The organism is Burkholderia sp. AW33-5 (genome assembly GCF_053427615.1).
On record NZ_JBSAXA010000001.1, the window covers coordinates 507,193 to 522,330 of the forward strand.

Consider the following 15,138-nt stretch of genomic DNA (forward strand, 5'->3'; position numbering starts at 1 on the left):
GACGCGGCCAACGCCGCGCCCGGCGCGAATTGCGCAGAACTACCGCGCAGGAGCCCCCGATCATGAAACGGCCCGCGCTTTTCCCGGCCGCACGCGCGTGCGTGGCGGCCCTTGTCAGGCCGTGCCATGCGTGGCGCGTTGCCTGTTGCGTCGCCGCGTGCTGCTCCGTGCTGCACGCGGGCGCCGCCGAACTTCAGCTGAACGGGCTGTATCAACGCCCGGACGGCGCGATCACCGTGCGCCTGAACGGCGCCGGCATCGATCCTTATTTCGCGGCGAAGGCGCTGCTCGCCGCCGCCGACACCCATATGGATGCCCATCAGGCCGCACTCGCGTGGATCGCGTGGGTGTTGCCGCGCCAGCGGCTGGACGGCGGATTCGACCGCTTCTGCGTGAAGAGCGGACAGGTCGGCCCGTGCGCGGAAGCCGACGCGGACGACGCGATGATGGCGACCTGGATCGAACTGCTCGCGCGCTTTGCGCCTCCCGACGGGATGCCGGCTGCCTGGGAACTCAGCCTGAACCGCGCGGGCGCGCACCTGGACACGCTGCTCGACAAGGCGAGCGGCGTCTATCAGATCTCGTCGTCGCTGCATGTCGCGCTGCTGATGGATAACGTCGAGGTGCACAGCGCGTTCCAGGCGCTCGCCGCGTATTACGTGCGCCGCGCCGACTACGCGCACGCGGGGCCGTGGAGCCAGCGTGCCGACCGGCTGTCGTCGGCGATCGTGAAGGTGTTCTGGCGCGGCACGCAATCCGGCTTTCGAGCGAGCACGCAGAAGATCAGCGACACGAGCTTCTATCCGGCGAAAGTCGCGCAGATCTTCCCGATCCTGTCCGGCATCCAGGTGCCCGACCAGTCGAACGAGACGATCTATGCGCAGTGGATGCAGAAGTACGGCAAGACCTGGATGCAACTGGCCGGCTCCGATTTTCCGTGGGGGCTGATCGCGCTGGTCGCATTCAAGATGAACGACTGGAGCACCGTCGCCTGCTGGTATGCGCGCTCGGGCCCGTACCGTCATGGCTCGCACTGGAACGTACTGGAGGAGGCGCTGTATCTGGCATTCGAAAGCCGGATGGCCGACCCGCTCGCGCCCGCCAAATGCGGGTTCACGACGGCGGAGATAACGGTGACCGGATCGCGCTGACACGACGGCGCACGGTCGATGAACGGAAACAGGGAAGGAGACGTGTCATGTGTGGCATCGTCGGCGCGGTCGCGCAACGGAACATCGTTCCGATTCTGATTGAAGGTTTGCGCCGCCTCGAATATCGCGGCTACGATTCATGCGGCGTGGCGACCGTCGTCGACGGCCAGGCGCGACGAGAGCGCAGTGTGTCGCGGGTCGCCGATCTCGACGCGCACGTGCGCAGCGCCGGGCTGTCCGGCAGCACCGGCATCGCGCATACGCGATGGGCGACGCATGGCGCGCCCGCAACCTGCAATGCGCATCCGATCTTCTCGCGAGACGAAATCGCGCTCGTGCACAACGGCATCATCGAGAATCATGAAACGTTGCGCAGGCAACTGTCTGACGAGCACTACCAGTTCGATGGCCAGACCGACACCGAGGTCGTCGCCCATCTGATTCACAGCAAGTATCGCGGCGATCTGCTCGCCGCCGTGCGCGATGCGACGTCGCAACTGCACGGCGCATACGCGATCGCGGTGTTCAGCAAGCATGAGCCGCAGCGGCTGATCGGCGCACGGGTCGGATCGCCGCTCGTCGTCGGCCTGAAGGACGACGAATGTTTTCTCGCATCCGACGCGCTCGCGCTCGCCGGCATCACCGATCGCTTCATCTTTCTCGAGGAAGGCGACATCGTCGAATTGACGCCGGGCGGCGTGCGAATCCTCGAGCGTGGCGGCACGCCGGTCGATCGCCCGATCCAGACCGTCTCGTCGGCGCAGGCCGCGGTCGAGCTCGGGCCGTATCGGCATTTCATGCAGAAGGAAATTTTCGAGCAGCCGCAGGCCGTCGCCGCGACGATTCCCGATGCGGGGCTGTTCGATCCGGCGATATTCGGCCCGGATGCCGCACGCGCGTTCGAACAGATCGACAACGTGCTGATTCTCGCGTGCGGCACGAGTCACTATTCCGGCCTCACCGCGCGCCGCTGGCTCGAGACGATCGCGCGCCTGCCCGCGCAGGTCGAGATCGCGAGCGAATACCGTTACAGCGACGCGCTCGCGCTGCCGAATACGCTGGTGGTCAGCGTGTCGCAATCCGGCGAGACCGCCGATACGCTCGCCGCGCTCAAGTATGCGCAGGCGCTCGGCCACATCGATACGCTGGCGATCTGCAACGTGCCGACCAGCGCGATGATGCGCCAGACCGGCTTGCGGTTCCTGACGCGCGCCGGCCCGGAAATCGGCGTCGCGTCGACCAAGGCGTTCACGACGCAGCTCGTCGCGCTGTTCATACTCGCGGTGACGCTCGGCCGGCTGCGCGGCTACGTCGACGATGCGCAGCTCGCGCGTTATACGACGCAGTTGCGACGGCTGCCGAACGCGCTCGAGGACGTGCTCGCGCTCGAACAGCAGATCGAGCGCTGGGCCGCGGAATTCTCGCGGCACGAGAACGCGCTGTTCCTCGGGCGCGGGCTGCATTACCCGATCGCGCTCGAAGGGGCGCTGAAGCTGAAGGAGATTTCGTATATCCACGCGGAAGCGTATCCGGCCGGCGAACTGAAGCACGGGCCGCTTGCGCTCGTGACGCACGCGATGCCGGTCGCGACGATTGCGCCGAACGACGCGTTGCTCGAAAAGCTCAAGTCGAACATGCAGGAAGTGCGGGCGCGGGGCGGGCAGCTTTACGTGTTCGCCGATGCCGATACGCGGATCGACAACGGCGAAGGCGTGTCGGTGCTGCGCATGCCGGATTACTACGGGCTGCTGTCGCCGATCCTGCACGTCGTGCCGCTTCAGCTGCTCGCGTATCACGCGGCTTGCCTGCGCGGCGCGGATATCGACAAGCCGAGGAACCTCGCGAAATCGGTGACGGTGGAGTGACGGGAGGTGCGAAGGGGGGCTAAAGCTTTTTTAGCTCCCCTCCCTTTTCTTGCTGACGCTCGCTTTGCCGACGAAGTAACCGTCCGCGGTCTCGTCCAGACGATCTCCTGTAACGAATCGGCGGCTTGCCGCCCGCGGAGAGGATCGCTCTCAAGCTCCGGAGCTCATATCACGATGGACGAACTCGAAAGGTCATCGCGCTGCGGACCGTGAACCGGAAAGTGTTTTTGCAACAGTTCGGTCACTTGCTCGACACCTCGCAGGACACCGGACCGATAATCGCCTTGCCGGAAATGAGCCTCCATGGCCTGGCAAATCGCCTCCCATTCGCGGCTGTCCACCTTGGCGTGTATGCCTCGGTCCGCAACGATTTCGACGTCGCGGTCCGCAAGAAGAAGATAGATGAGAATGCCGTTGTTTTGCTCCGTGTCCCAAACCCTGAGGTCCGAGAACACCTCGATGGCACGATCCCTCGCAGTCGTGCCCTTCAGCAGGGCGCCAATGTGCAGCGCCCCCTCCACAGCAAACCTGACTTGACCCACGTGCGCGCGATGACTAGTACGTACAGCCTCGTCGATAGCGTCAAGCGCCCGCCGTGAAAATACGCTGTTGACCTGCCAGTGGGTCGTGAAAAGATGCCGGAAGAGGCGTTTCAGGTCCATGCTCACCACCGTCCCGATGCGCCACCGCCGCCGAAGCCCCCACCGCCTCCGCGAAAGATGTCGCGATTCGAATCACGACCGAAACGTGCGTCGCTACCGCCAATGAAGCGCCCGCCAGCGGCTCGCATCCCGCCACCCAGCAATGTGAAGAGCAGCGCCATCATTCCCGCCGCGATGGCGACGAAAAGCGCCTGCGATAAAATCCACGCGAGTACCCCAACGACGCCGCCGGTAACGACGGCTCCTGGCAGACGCCCGAACATGGCGCGCAGCAGCCCGCCGGCCATGACCGTCAGGAGGAAAAGAACGGGAAGCAACCGTCCGGCGCCGTCGCTGGCCCGAGGTGGTCGCTGCGGCGGAGGTAACGGCTCGCCGCTGGTGACGCGCATGATGCCGTCGAGGCCGGCGGTGATGCCGCCGTAGAAGTCCCCGTTTCGGAATCGCGGGACTATCGCTTCGTTGATGATGCGATTGCTCGTTGCGTCGGTGAGCACACCTTCGAGGCCGTACCCGACCTCGATTCGAAGTGCCCGGTCGTTTTTGGCGACGACCAGGAGCGCGCCGTCGTCGACATTCTTGCGCCCAAGCTTCCATTGCTCGACGACTCGCATCGAATACTGTTCGATGGTTTCGGGCTCCGTGGTCGGGACAATGAGAACCGAAAGCTGCGTTCCTCGTTTCGCCTCAAACTCTCTCAACGTCTTCTCAAGGCTGGCCGTCTGGTCGCTGGTCAGGGTTCCGGTCTCATCGGTCACTCTGGACGTCAGTGGCGGGATGGCGGCGTCCGCGCGCGCGTGTGCTACCCCCAGGACAAAGAAGGCAAAGACGACGACCATCGCCAGTCGGAACGTGTTCAATTGGAGGCCTTGCCTGCAGATGCCGGCGTCGAGCCGAAGTCGACCCGAGGCGGTTTGGAAATTTCGGCCTCGTTGCTCACCGAGAAGTTCGGGCGCTCCCGATAGCCGAATGCCTTCGCAGTCAAATTGTTCGGGAACGAACGTATCGTCGTGTTGTACGTCTGGACGGAGCGAATGTATCGGTTGCGGGCTACGGCAATGCGATTTTCCGTGCCTTCGAGCTGCGCCTGCAGGTCCCGGAAGTTCGCGTCCGACTTCAATTGCGGATAGTTCTCCGATACCACGAGCAGGCGTGACAGAGACGACGTGAGCTGTCCCTGCGCCGCTTCGAACTTTGCGAACGCCTGCGGGTCGGCAATGAGTTCGGGCGTGGCGCGAATCGAGCCGACTTGCGCCCGGGCCTCAGTCACGCGGACGAGCACTTCCTTTTCCTGGTTCGCGTACCCCTTCACTGTGTTGACGAGGTTGGGAACGAGGTCGGCACGCCGTTGATACTGATTTAGAACTTCTGACCAACTGGCCTTTACCTGCTCGTCTTCGCTCTGGATGGCGTTATAACCGCACCCGGAGAGAGCAAGCAGACTCGCCGCCGATGCGGCTATCAGAAGTGCGCGGGCCAGACTGCGCCGCGCAGAGATTGCTGCAGGATTTGTCGACATGGACGCGCCTCTGTCCGATATTCCTCGGCATTCCGCCGCTCGCGTGTGCATTGCTTATCGTAAGTGGCAGCGCGGTCGCAGAGTTGATTCATGTCAATGCTGCATTGTCGAGCGTGCCCGGAGCGATACCCCGTCCCGGTCGCTTGTCCGCCCCGCGGCTGTGCTACGTATGAAGCGTTCGATTCGCGATTCGTTGAGCCACGTCAAGCCATCGAAGGGGTGTCAGCATAGAGTGATTTCAGGGCTCGACCGGCTATCCGGAGCCATGCTCGCGTAGAACGCGATGGCATTGCCGAAAAAACCGGCAATCGCAGTTGCGGCGCTCGGCATGGTCATGGCGCTGCAATCGCCGGTCCGCGGGCGGCCACCGACAATGCAGCTCGCGATCGCCATCATCCCAATACGGCGACCGCAAAAGCGCCGAGCAAGGCAAACTGCGCGGCAGCATCCGGCCGGGAAGTGAAACGGTACGAAATGGGAGGCAGCGGTGAATGACAACTCACATGGTGCTCGGCCGTTCTGGAAATCACGGTCGGCCATTGCACTCGTCGCGTTCGCTGCAATAGCACTGTTTCTCCTGCTTTCCGAACACCGAGCCCACTTCCTTGGGGTGTTGCCCTATCTGCTGTTGCTCTCGTGCCCGCTGATGCATCTGTTCATGCACCATGGGCACGTGAACCATGGAGCGAAATCGACCGAGGGGCGTCCTGATTCGGGAGAGGGTCATGACCAGCATCGATGACGGTTACGGGTTATGGAGCCTCGCAGCGATCAATTCACTTGTCTTCATCATCTTCGCGTTCAGCTTCTTCAAGCCGGCGACAAAGCGGGACTGGCGAACGTTCGGTGGATTCTCTGCCTTCATCGTCGCGCTATTCGCAGAAATGTACGGGTTTCCGCTCACCATCTATTTGCTGTCGGGTTGGTTGCAGGCGCGCTTTCCGCAAACAAATCTGCTGTCGCACGATGCAGGGCACCTGTGGTGGACCTTGACCGGCAGGCACGGCGACCCGCATGGCGGACTTCCGCATCTTCTCAGCTTCTTCTTGATATTGGGCGGCTTCTACTTGCTGTCCACGGCGTGGCACGTACTGTATGAAGCTCAGCGTAGCAAGGAGTTGGCCACCACCGGACCCTACGCGAAAATCCGACATCCTCAGTACGTCGGGTTCGTCGTCATCATGCTGGGTTTCCTGCTTCAATGGCCCACGCTGGTGACCTTGGAAATGTTTCCCATTCTGGTTTTCATGTACGTTCGACTAGCGATACAAGAGGAACGCGATTCGGAGGCGCAGTTCGGCGCGGCGTGGCGTGAATACGCGGCACATACGCCGCGCTTTGTACCCAACGTTTTTGGAAAACGCCCGGCCCAAATACATTGATTTCAGGCGGCTCACCGATAGCTGGCACTGCTGCCGAACTCAATCGCAATCTTCCGGGATGAGGAGGCTGCCATGAAGCCCTTCAAGACTGGCGTGACGCTTTCAGCCACGGTTGTGCTCTTCTATGTCCTGTGCACGCTCGTGTGGATGGCACTTCCTGAACCGTTCATGAACTTCATGAACACGCTTTTTCACGGACTCGATTTTCGGCGCCTTCAGACGGGCGAGTCACTGTCGTGGTGGTTCGTCGTCTACCCGGCAGGTGTGTTCGCGGTCTGGTTCTTTGCAGCTGGCGCCTTCTTCGCGTGGTTGCACAACCGCCTGAGTGGACCGAACTGACGCAATTCCGTACGCCCGTACCTCTCTCCCGGACCACACGTTGCCCGTGTCCGTCTCCGGAAATCAGGAGAGTGAGATAACGGGTTGAACGGGAAAGCACGGAATGATCGTTGCTCCTGTGCTAGCGCTCGACACACCGACACGTCGTCGGTGGCGCCCTCTGATGCGCAGGGCGACGAGCCTCAATGGAAGCGGAACGGGTGAACAAGGGAGCGTCAAATGAGCGGCCGACCCGGCGAAGACAAGCTTCATCATCAACGGATTTCCGGGCAGGTGTCATCGGGCGAACATCACGCTCGTGAGGCGGACAAGCACGCGCCTTCCGCCGGGCACGGACACGACGCGCATGCGCATCATCGTGAGGGCCGGGCCGAGCACGTTCGTTCCACGGATTCGCTTCGCGACCCCGTCTGCGGAATGACGGTGCCCGATGAGTCCCGCTTCCACGGCGAACACAATGGCAAGTGGTATGCGTTCTGCAGCCAGGCTTGCTTGACGAAATTCCAGGCTGCGCCGTCCAAGTACGTTGAGCTCCCGACCAGCGAGCAGCCACAAGCCGTGCCCGAGGGCACCATCTACACGTGTCCGATGCACCCGGAAATTCGCCAGGACCATCCTGGACAATGTCCGAAGTGCGGCATGACCCTGGAACCGATTCTGCCCGGCGTTGACGAAGGCGATAACCCGGAACTGGTCGATTTCCAGCGCCGATTCTGGTGGACGTTGCCACTGACCGTCGTGGTCTTCGTCCTTGCGATGTTCGGCCATCGCTTCGGATCGGTGGACGTCGACACGGAGAGCTGGGTCGAGTTCATTATCTCTACGCCGGTCGTCCTGTGGGCAGGCCTGCCGTTTTTCGCGCGATGCGTGCGCTCATTCATGAATCGCAGTCCCAACATGTGGACCCTCATTGGGCTTGGGACAGGCGCCGCTTACATCTACAGTGTCATCGCGACCATCTTCCCCGGCGTGTTTCCGGAAACGTACAGCGCGCACGGCCGAGTCAGCGTGTATTTCGAGGCGGCGGCAGTCATCATTTCGCTGACGCTTCTCGGGCAGATGCTCGAACTGAAGGCGCGCTCGCAAACGTCCGCCGCCATCAAGGCACTACTCGGGCTCGCACCCAAGACTGCGCGACGCATCAACCCGGATGGCACCGAAGAAGATATTCAGTTATCCCATGTACATGGGGGAGACCTGCTTCGCGTGCGGCCGGGCGAGAAAGTTCCCGTGGATGGCGTAGTGACGGACGGCACGAGTTCGCTCGACGAGTCCATGATTACCGGCGAGCCCATTCCCGTCACGAAGCGTGTTGGCGACCACGTCATTGGCGCAACGATGAACGCGACGGGCAGTCTCGTCATCCGCTCGGAAAAGGTCGGCTCCCAAACCGTCCTGTCGCAAATCGTGCAGATGGTCGCGCAGGCGCAGCGGTCCCGTGCCCCCATGCAACGTATGGCTGACAAGGTGGCCGGCGTGTTTGTCGTCGGGGTCGTCAGCGTCGCTCTTCTGACGTTCTTCGTGTGGGGCATCGTTGGCCCCGAGCCCAGCTGGGTGTTCGGTCTCATCAATGCGGTGGCGGTGCTCATCATTGCATGTCCCTGCGCGCTGGGCCTCGCGACGCCAATGTCCATCATGGTCGCGAGCGGAAAAGGAGCCACAACGGGGATCCTCTTTCGCGATGCGGCTGCGATTGAGAATTTTCGGAAGGTCGACGTGCTCATCGTCGACAAGACCGGGACGCTGACCGAGGGGCGTCCAGCATTCGAGCAAGCCGTGGGCACAACCGGATACACGGCCGACGAAGTGCTTCGTCTGGCGGCGAGCCTCGACCAGGGTAGCGAGCATCCGCTTGCAGCAGCCATCGTTGCGGCAGCCCGTGAGAAGAAGTTGACTTTGGAACGCACGGAAAATTTCGAATCCGCGACGGGCATCGGCGTGAGAGGAAGGGTCGCCGGCAGGAGACTTGCGCTTGGCAACACCGCGCTGATGCAGGCTGACGCCATATCCGTCGAATCGCTGGCCAAGGAGGCGAACGGCCTGCGTGGGCAAGGCGCCAGCGTCATGTACCTGGCTGCCGATGGCGGTTTGGCCGGGCTGCTTGCGGTCGCCGACCCGATAAAGGCGACGACGCCGGAAGCGCTTTCGACATTGAGGGAGAACGGTATTCGAGTCGTAATGGCGACCGGTGATGGTGTGGTCACCGCGAAGGCGGTGGCCGAGAAGCTCGGCATCGACGAATTCCATGGCGAGGTGAAGCCTGCCGATAAGCTCAATCTGGTATCACGGCTTCAGCAAGCCCGGCATGTCGTCGCGATGGCTGGAGACGGGATAAACGACGCCCCCGCGCTTGCCAAGGCCGATGTCGGCGTGGCCATGGGAACAGGCACGGATGTGGCAATGAGTAGCGCTCAGGTGACGCTCGTCAAGGGCGACTTGCGCGGTATCGCGCGTGCTCGAGTGCTGTCCGAGGCAACCGTTGCGAACATGAAGCAGAATCTCGGCTTCGCGTTCATCTACAACGCGCTTGGCGTTCCGCTGGCGGCAGGGGTACTTTATCCATTCACCGGTTTGCTGCTCTCGCCGATGATTGCGGCACTTGCAATGAGTCTAAGCTCCGCTTCGGTCATTTCGAACGCGCTAAGGTTGCGTAACGCCAGAATTTGAGCAGCGATCGGCACGCAAACGTCCGTACGATTTGACGTCGTGGGGCCGGCCAGACGAGTCATTGACGGCCGGGAAGGCTCTGGCGTGACCAGAACCTCGGGTGGCGCGTAATCTGGTGGAACGGCTCGCACCGGAGTCAGGGTTCTCCGCACGAAGGCAAAAGAATCCGGCCGATTGTTTTCTTCTGTGTCGGCAATCCGGAAAGACGACGGCATCAGTTGTAACGGCGGAACCCGAATGCTCGACCGGTTCACCCGAGGCGGCCGAATCGACACCACCATACCGCCGCATTCATGCGAAGATCGAGCGACACTCCACCCGCATTCCATCGAGACCGTCGTGATCCGATCGAACCCCGAGGGCAACCCGCCAGCCGGCCATCCGCCGTGGATGGCCGTCGCACTGGCCGAGCTGGGCATTCGCCGCTTCCCGCCCGGCAGCATCAATCCGCGCATCGTCGAATACAACAACCACACGAATCTCGTCGGCTACGACGACAAGATTTCGTGGTGCTCGTCGTTCGTCAACTGGTGCATGACGCATGCGGGCATCCGCGGCACAGGGTCGGCGCTCGCGCGTTCGTGGCTCGAATGGGGGCGGCCGCTGGAGCGTCCGGTGTACGGCTGCATCGCGATCCTGACGCGCGACGACCCCGTGAGCTGGAAGGGGCACGTCGGGTTCTACCTGCGTCACGACGACGAGCGTGTGCACCTGTTCGGCGGCAATCAGCTGGAGGAAGTGCGCGAGCTTGCGTATCCGGTGAGCGAGGTGATCGGATACCGGTGGCCGGACGCTGGCTGACCGCGCCGCACGCCCGGCCTCCCGTGCACGGACGACGGCGCGGGCGCCGGCGTCGCATGGCGGCCGCGGTCAATCCTGCGCGGCGGTGGCGGCCACGGCCTGCGCTTCACCCGCCGCATCGTTCCGGCTCCACCCGCCGCCGAGCGACCGATACAACGTGACCGCCGCCAGCGCATGCTCGCGCCTGACCTGATTGAGTGCATCCGAATCCCGCAGATACACCTCCTGCGCCGACAGCACGTCCAGAAAATCCGTCGCGCCGCCCTTGTAGAGCTGGTTCGCCAGCCCGAGCGCCTTGTCCGACGCCGACAGCGCGCTATCGAGGCGCCGCGTCGCTTCATCGCTGCTGACGAGGTTCGCACGCGCGTCCTCGACTTCCCGCAGCGCCTGCAGCATCGTCTGCCGCAACCCGAGTTCCGACTCGCGCATCCGGCTTTCGCTTTGCGTGATGTCGGCGGTGATTCGCCCCGCGTTGAAGATCGGGCTCGTCGCGCTCAGCGCCGCGCTGAACAGGTTGTCGGTCAGCGTCGGCAACCCGAGATACGACGCGGCCAGAATCCCGTCGGTCAGGTTCAGCGAGAACTTCGGATACCGCTCGGCCTTCGCGACGCCGACCTGCGCCGCGCGCCGCTCGACCTGGGCGTACGCGGTGAGCACGTCCGGCCGGCGCAGCAGCGCCTGCGACGGCAGCGTGGCGGGCGACCCGGCAGGCGGCGCCGGAATCGCGCCGGCCTGCGCGAGCACGAGCCGGTCGACCGACTCGGGCGTGCGGCCCGAATACACGGCGATCAGATTGAGCTGATGCGCGATCTGCGCCTGCGTTGGCGGAATCCGCGCTTCGAGCGCATCGAGCTGGTTCAGCGCGCGCGTGACGTCGAGCTCCGTCGACAACCCGAACGCCTGCCGCTTGCGCGTGAGTTCGAGCGCATGCCGGCGGATCGCCGCGTTGTCCTGCAGGATCTTCAGTTCCTGCTGCGCCCAGCGCAGATCCACATAGGCCGAGGCCGCATCGGCCGCGAGCGCGAGCCGCATCGCGTCTTCCGCGTGCTTTTGCCCGACCAGCTCGGCCTGCGCGGCCAGCAGGTCGAGCCGTTCGCCGCCGAACACGTCCGGCGACCAGCTCAGCGCGAGTCCCGCGCCGGCCTGCCGCACGTAGCCGAGCGGCGGCGGCGTGTTCTGGCGCGCGTCGGACGCACGTGCGGTCGCGTCGAGTTCGGGCAGCAGCACCGCGCGCTTCTGCACGGTCAGCGCCTGCGCCTGCTTCACGCGTTCGGCGGCGGCCTGCAGATCGAGGTTGCCGTCGAGCACGGTCGCGATCAGCCGGTCGAGCACGGGGTCGTTGAACTGCGCCCACCACGCGGCGGCGTCGATGTCCGCGCGCGGCACGTCGGTGTCCCATGCGGCGGGCGCGAGGGATTGAACGGAATCGTGCAGCGCGGGATGCTGCGCGGGCTGCACCGCACACCCTGCGGCGAAGGCGCTGACGGCCAGCGCGACGAGTAGCTTTTTCATGATGACGACCTTGGCTTCAGTGCGCGTCCGGCGGCGGCGCGTTCAGGGTGATGGGACGGGAAAACGCGACGGCAAGCAGCGCGACCACGAAGCACAGCGACAGCGCGTAGTACGCATCGGCGTAGGTGAGCGTCAGCGCTTCGCGATAGATCAGGCGGTGCAGGTTCGCGAGGCCCGCCTGCGCGGTATCGAGCGTGTTGCCGGCCACCGAGGTCCAGTACGCGGCCTGGCGATCGAGCAGCGACGCGACCTGCGGCTCGCCGGCGCTCACGTGTTCGTTCAGGCGCAGGTAGTGGAAGTTGAGCCGGTCGTTGAGCATCGTCGCGCTCACCGCGATGCCGATCGCGCCGCCGAGGTTGCGCATCAGGTTGAACAGGCCGCTCGCCGATTTCAGCCGCGACTGCGGCAGCGAACCCAGTGCCATCGTCACGATCGGCGGCACGCTGAACTGCTGGCCGATGCCGCGCAGCGCCTGCGGCAGCAGCAGTTCCCGCCAGCCCCAGTCGTGCGTGATCGGCGTATACATGTAGCAGCCGAGGCCGAAGCAGACGAGCCCGAACACCAGCAGCGTGCGCATGCTGAAGTAGCGTGTGGCGAACGCATACGCGCAGAGCGCGAGCAGCTGGAACACACCGACCGACAGCAGCGCGATGCCGATCTGCAGCGAACTGAACGCACGCACCTGCGCGAGGAACAGCGGCGTCAGGAACACGGTCACGAAGATCCCGATGCCCGTGACGAACGACAGCAGGCTGCCGATCCCGAAGTTGCGCACGGCGAGCGCGCGCAGATCGACGATCGGGTCTTCCGCGGTCAGTGCGTGCACGATGAACAGGAAGCCGCAGATGCCGGAGATCCACGCACAGATGACGATCGCATCGTCGCTGAACCAGTTCTTGCGCGGGCCTTCTTCCAGCACGTATTCGAGGCAGCCGAGGAAGCCCGACATCAGCGCGATGCCGCGATAGTCGCCGCGCTTGATGAGGCTGAGATCGGGTGCGTCGATATGCACGTAGCGCGGCACCAGCGCGGCCACCGCGATGCCCGGCAGGAGGTTCAGGTAGAACAGCCAGTGCCACGACCATTGATCGGTGATCCAGCCGCCGATCACCGGCCCGATCGCCGGCGCGAGCGACGCGAGCGCACCGATCGTCGTCGACGCAATCAGCCGCTGCTTGCCCGGAAACAGCACGAACGCGGTCGTGAACACCGTCGGAATCATCGCGGCGCCGAGCGCGCCCTGCAGCCCGCGGAACAGGATCATCGAGTTGATGTCCCACGCGAGCCCGCACAGCATGCTCGTGATCGTGAAGCCGACGGCCGACGCGACGAACAGCCAGCGTGTCGACATCACCCTCGACAGCCAGCCCGACATCGGGATCACGATGATCTCGGCGATCAGGTAGGCCGTCTGCACCCAGGACAACTCGTCCTGGCTCGCGGACAGGCCGCCGCCGATGTCGCGCAGCGACGACGCGACGATCTGGATGTCGAGCGTCGCCATGAAGAAGCCGACGCACATCAGCGCGAACGCGAACACGCGCTGCTTCGTCGGTTGCGACGCGGGGTCGCCGGGAAACGCGGTGGTCATCGCAGGCTCCCGTTCAGTTCGTGTGGTCGGTATGCACGGTCACGACCGCGGAGAGGCCGGGACGCAGCACATGCTCGATGCCCGGCTGCGGATCGAGATGCACGCGCACCGGCACGCGCTGGACGATCTTCGTGAAGTTGCCGGTCGCGTTCTCGGGCGGCAGCACGCTGAAGGTCGCACCGGTCGCGGGCGCCAGGCTGTCGACGCGGCCGTGCAGGCGCGTGCTCGACGCATCGAGCGCGACGTCGACGCGATCGCCCGGGCGCATCTTGCGCAGCTGGTCTTCCTTGAAGTTCGCGTCGATCCACAGCCCGGACACGGGCACGACCGTCAGCAGCGGCACGCCGACGTTCGCGAGCATCCCGACGCGGCCCGTGCGGTTGCCGATGTAACCGTCGACCGGCGAGCGGATCGTCGTGTACTCGACGTTGAGCGCCGCGACGCGTTGCGCGGCGAGCGCGGTATTCACGCGGGCCCGCGCATCGGCGAGCTGCGCGCCGAGCACGTCGAGCTGCCGCTTCGATGCGAGCAGCGCGGCGTCGCTGCGCGCGACGGCCGCATCCGCCTTCGAATAATCGGCGTCCGCGCGTTCGACGATCTGGTTCGACACCGCATCGGATTTCACGAGCTCGCGGTAGCGTACGCGGTCGGACGACGCACGCGTGAGCTCGGCCGACGACGCATTCCTGTCCGCCGCATGCTGGCCGATCACCGCGTATTGAAGCTGCTGCTTCGCCTCGAGTTCGGTCACCGCGGCGCGCGCGCTGTCGACTTCGGCGGTCGCCTGCGCGAGCTTCGCGTCGTAGTCGCGCGCATCGAGCCGCACGAGCACGTCGCCGGCCTTCACGCGCTGGTTGTCGGTCACGAGTATCTTGTCGACGAAACCGTTCACCTTCGGCGCGAGCACCGTGACGTCGCCGCCGACATACGCATCGTCGGTGCTTTCCTGGAAGCGCAGCACGAACAGCCAGTCGAGCGCCGCGGCCGCGACCGCGACGACGACGGCGGCCACCGCGATCCGCATCCACGGCACGCGGCGTTGCTGCCTTGCCGGCCGGTCGGTTGTGGCTGCCTCGCGGGAGGCAGCGGCTTGGGTCGTGTCCATCGATTCACCTATGTATATGCACTAATTGAAACGACCGACGACGCGTCGCCGATCGGGGAAGGGGTCAGCGTTCCGGGAGGTTGTGCGTGATCCGGAACAATTCGTCTCTGAGGCGGGCAGCTTGCGCCGACCCGAACCGCTGCTCGAACGCCTCCTGCGCGGCGAGCCAGTGCACCTGCGCGTCGGCGATCTTCGTTTCGCCGTGCGCGGTCAGCGCGAACGTCTGGCGGCGGCAACGCGGCTCGATCCGGCCCGCGACCAGCGTCGCGCCGATCAGCGGCTTGAGCGCGCGCAGCAGCGCCGTGCGTTCGATCACCAGTACCGCCGACAGCGTCGCCATCGTCAGGCCCGGGCGCTCCCGCAGCAGCGCGAGAATGCTGTACTGCGACGGCGTGACGCCCGCCTGCGACAGGTAGCGCTCGTAGAACTGCGAGATCCGCCGGGCGGCTTGCCGGACCGCGAAGCAATCGTCATCGGTAAGCGTGGACTTGTGCATGTGCACATGTTAGGTGGCGCGGCGGCCTGAAGCGAGCGGCGAGCCAGGATC

General features: G+C 64.4%; 14 protein-coding genes. 7 read left to right on the forward strand and 7 right to left on the reverse strand.

Annotated features, from left to right (window positions below; all coding sequences use genetic code 11):
* The first annotated feature begins 62 nt into the window (after positions 1 to 62).
* Together ACV22V_RS02365 and glmS are read left to right on the forward strand one after the other, a co-directional pair.
* Positions 63 to 1,151, forward strand: a complete 1,089-nt coding sequence (locus ACV22V_RS02365; RefSeq protein ID WP_448012887.1) for a hypothetical protein — start codon at positions 63 to 65, stop codon at positions 1,149 to 1,151.
* 47 nt (positions 1,152 to 1,198) lie between these two features.
* The gene (gene glmS, locus ACV22V_RS02370; protein WP_059531768.1) at positions 1,199 to 3,016 is read left to right on the forward strand and encodes a glutamine--fructose-6-phosphate transaminase (isomerizing); all 1,818 of its coding nucleotides are present in this window, start codon (positions 1,199 to 1,201) and stop codon (positions 3,014 to 3,016) included.
* A gap of 164 nt (positions 3,017 to 3,180) precedes the next feature.
* On the opposite strand, the gene ACV22V_RS02375 is transcribed toward glmS, so the two are convergent.
* From ACV22V_RS02375 to ACV22V_RS02385, 3 genes are read right to left on the reverse strand one after another with little or no spacing between them, the layout of a single operon-like run.
* Positions 3,181 to 3,678, reverse strand: coding sequence for a TPM domain-containing protein (locus ACV22V_RS02375; protein WP_448012888.1), 498 nt, complete (start codon positions 3,676 to 3,678; stop codon positions 3,181 to 3,183).
* 2 nt (positions 3,679 to 3,680) lie between these two features.
* Positions 3,681 to 4,514 carry a TPM domain-containing protein gene (locus ACV22V_RS02380; RefSeq protein WP_448013013.1) on the reverse strand — a complete coding sequence of 278 codons (834 nt, stop codon included), beginning with the start codon at positions 4,512 to 4,514 and terminating at the stop codon, positions 3,681 to 3,683.
* A 17-nt stretch (positions 4,515 to 4,531) separates the two neighbouring features.
* The gene (locus tag ACV22V_RS02385; protein WP_448012889.1) at positions 4,532 to 5,194 is read right to left on the reverse strand and encodes a LemA family protein; all 663 of its coding nucleotides are present in this window, start codon (positions 5,192 to 5,194) and stop codon (positions 4,532 to 4,534) included.
* Between the two features lie 487 nt (positions 5,195 to 5,681).
* Here ACV22V_RS02385 and ACV22V_RS02390 point away from each other — a divergent pair, with 487 nt between their 5' ends.
* The 5 genes from ACV22V_RS02390 (at position 5,682) to ACV22V_RS02410 (ending at position 10,383) form a co-directional block, all read left to right on the forward strand.
* Positions 5,682 to 5,936 carry a DUF2933 domain-containing protein gene (locus ACV22V_RS02390; RefSeq protein WP_448012890.1) on the forward strand — a complete coding sequence of 85 codons (255 nt, stop codon included), beginning with the start codon at positions 5,682 to 5,684 and terminating at the stop codon, positions 5,934 to 5,936.
* On the forward strand, positions 5,920 to 6,576 hold the full coding sequence (locus ACV22V_RS02395; protein WP_448012891.1) for a methyltransferase family protein: 657 nt from the start codon (positions 5,920 to 5,922) through the stop codon (positions 6,574 to 6,576). The genes ACV22V_RS02390 and ACV22V_RS02395 overlap by 17 nt, the downstream gene beginning before the upstream one ends.
* A gap of 72 nt (positions 6,577 to 6,648) precedes the next feature.
* Positions 6,649 to 6,915, forward strand: a complete 267-nt coding sequence (locus ACV22V_RS02400) for a DUF5676 family membrane protein (RefSeq protein WP_448012892.1) — start codon at positions 6,649 to 6,651, stop codon at positions 6,913 to 6,915.
* 219 nt (positions 6,916 to 7,134) lie between these two features.
* Positions 7,135 to 9,582 carry a heavy metal translocating P-type ATPase gene (locus ACV22V_RS02405; protein WP_448012893.1) on the forward strand — a complete coding sequence of 816 codons (2,448 nt, stop codon included), beginning with the start codon at positions 7,135 to 7,137 and terminating at the stop codon, positions 9,580 to 9,582.
* A gap of 390 nt (positions 9,583 to 9,972) precedes the next feature.
* Positions 9,973 to 10,383 carry a TIGR02594 family protein gene (locus ACV22V_RS02410; RefSeq protein ID WP_059532397.1) on the forward strand — a complete coding sequence of 137 codons (411 nt, stop codon included), beginning with the start codon at positions 9,973 to 9,975 and terminating at the stop codon, positions 10,381 to 10,383.
* 69 nt (positions 10,384 to 10,452) lie between these two features.
* Here ACV22V_RS02410 and ACV22V_RS02415 read toward each other — a convergent pair whose 3' ends face one another.
* The 4 genes from ACV22V_RS02415 to ACV22V_RS02430 all read right to left on the reverse strand — a co-directional run bounded on the left by ACV22V_RS02415 (position 10,453) and on the right by ACV22V_RS02430 (position 15,087).
* A complete protein-coding gene (locus ACV22V_RS02415; RefSeq protein WP_448012894.1) occupies positions 10,453 to 11,895 on the reverse strand; it encodes an efflux transporter outer membrane subunit in 1,443 nt (480 codons plus the stop codon).
* A gap of 16 nt (positions 11,896 to 11,911) precedes the next feature.
* Positions 11,912 to 13,486 (reverse strand): DHA2 family efflux MFS transporter permease subunit, encoded by a 1,575-nt coding sequence (locus ACV22V_RS02420; protein ID WP_448012895.1) that lies wholly within the window; start codon positions 13,484 to 13,486, stop codon positions 11,912 to 11,914.
* A gap of 13 nt (positions 13,487 to 13,499) precedes the next feature.
* Positions 13,500 to 14,591 (reverse strand): HlyD family secretion protein, encoded by a 1,092-nt coding sequence (locus ACV22V_RS02425; protein WP_448012896.1) that lies wholly within the window; start codon positions 14,589 to 14,591, stop codon positions 13,500 to 13,502.
* Between the two features lie 64 nt (positions 14,592 to 14,655).
* Positions 14,656 to 15,087, reverse strand: a complete 432-nt coding sequence (locus tag ACV22V_RS02430) for a MarR family winged helix-turn-helix transcriptional regulator (RefSeq protein ID WP_059531741.1) — start codon at positions 15,085 to 15,087, stop codon at positions 14,656 to 14,658.
* Positions 15,088 to 15,138 lie beyond the last annotated feature (51 nt).

What these genes read in the sequence shown, in the direction of transcription:
- ACV22V_RS02375 (WP_448012888.1), bottom strand. Translation starts at nt 3,678, where the DNA reads ATGGACCTGAAACGCCTCTTCCGGCATCTTTTCACGACCCACTGGCAG.
- ACV22V_RS02425 (WP_448012896.1), bottom strand. Translation starts at nt 14,591, where the DNA reads ATGGACACGACCCAAGCCGCTGCCTCCCGCGAGGCAGCCACAACCGAC.
- ACV22V_RS02415 (WP_448012894.1), bottom strand. Translation starts at nt 11,895, where the DNA reads ATGAAAAAGCTACTCGTCGCGCTGGCCGTCAGCGCCTTCGCCGCAGGG.
- ACV22V_RS02380 (WP_448013013.1), bottom strand. Translation starts at nt 4,514, where the DNA reads ATGGTCGTCGTCTTTGCCTTCTTTGTCCTGGGGGTAGCACACGCGCGC.
- ACV22V_RS02400 (WP_448012892.1), top strand. Translation starts at nt 6,649, where the DNA reads ATGAAGCCCTTCAAGACTGGCGTGACGCTTTCAGCCACGGTTGTGCTC.
- ACV22V_RS02410 (WP_059532397.1), top strand. Translation starts at nt 9,973, where the DNA reads ATGGCCGTCGCACTGGCCGAGCTGGGCATTCGCCGCTTCCCGCCCGGC.
- ACV22V_RS02395 (WP_448012891.1), top strand. Translation starts at nt 5,920, where the DNA reads ATGACCAGCATCGATGACGGTTACGGGTTATGGAGCCTCGCAGCGATC.
- ACV22V_RS02385 (WP_448012889.1), bottom strand. Translation starts at nt 5,194, where the DNA reads ATGTCGACAAATCCTGCAGCAATCTCTGCGCGGCGCAGTCTGGCCCGC.
- ACV22V_RS02405 (WP_448012893.1), top strand. Translation starts at nt 7,135, where the DNA reads ATGAGCGGCCGACCCGGCGAAGACAAGCTTCATCATCAACGGATTTCC.
- ACV22V_RS02365 (WP_448012887.1), top strand. Translation starts at nt 63, where the DNA reads ATGAAACGGCCCGCGCTTTTCCCGGCCGCACGCGCGTGCGTGGCGGCC.
- glmS (WP_059531768.1), top strand. Translation starts at nt 1,199, where the DNA reads ATGTGTGGCATCGTCGGCGCGGTCGCGCAACGGAACATCGTTCCGATT.
- ACV22V_RS02420 (WP_448012895.1), bottom strand. Translation starts at nt 13,486, where the DNA reads ATGACCACCGCGTTTCCCGGCGACCCCGCGTCGCAACCGACGAAGCAG.
- ACV22V_RS02430 (WP_059531741.1), bottom strand. Translation starts at nt 15,087, where the DNA reads ATGCACAAGTCCACGCTTACCGATGACGATTGCTTCGCGGTCCGGCAA.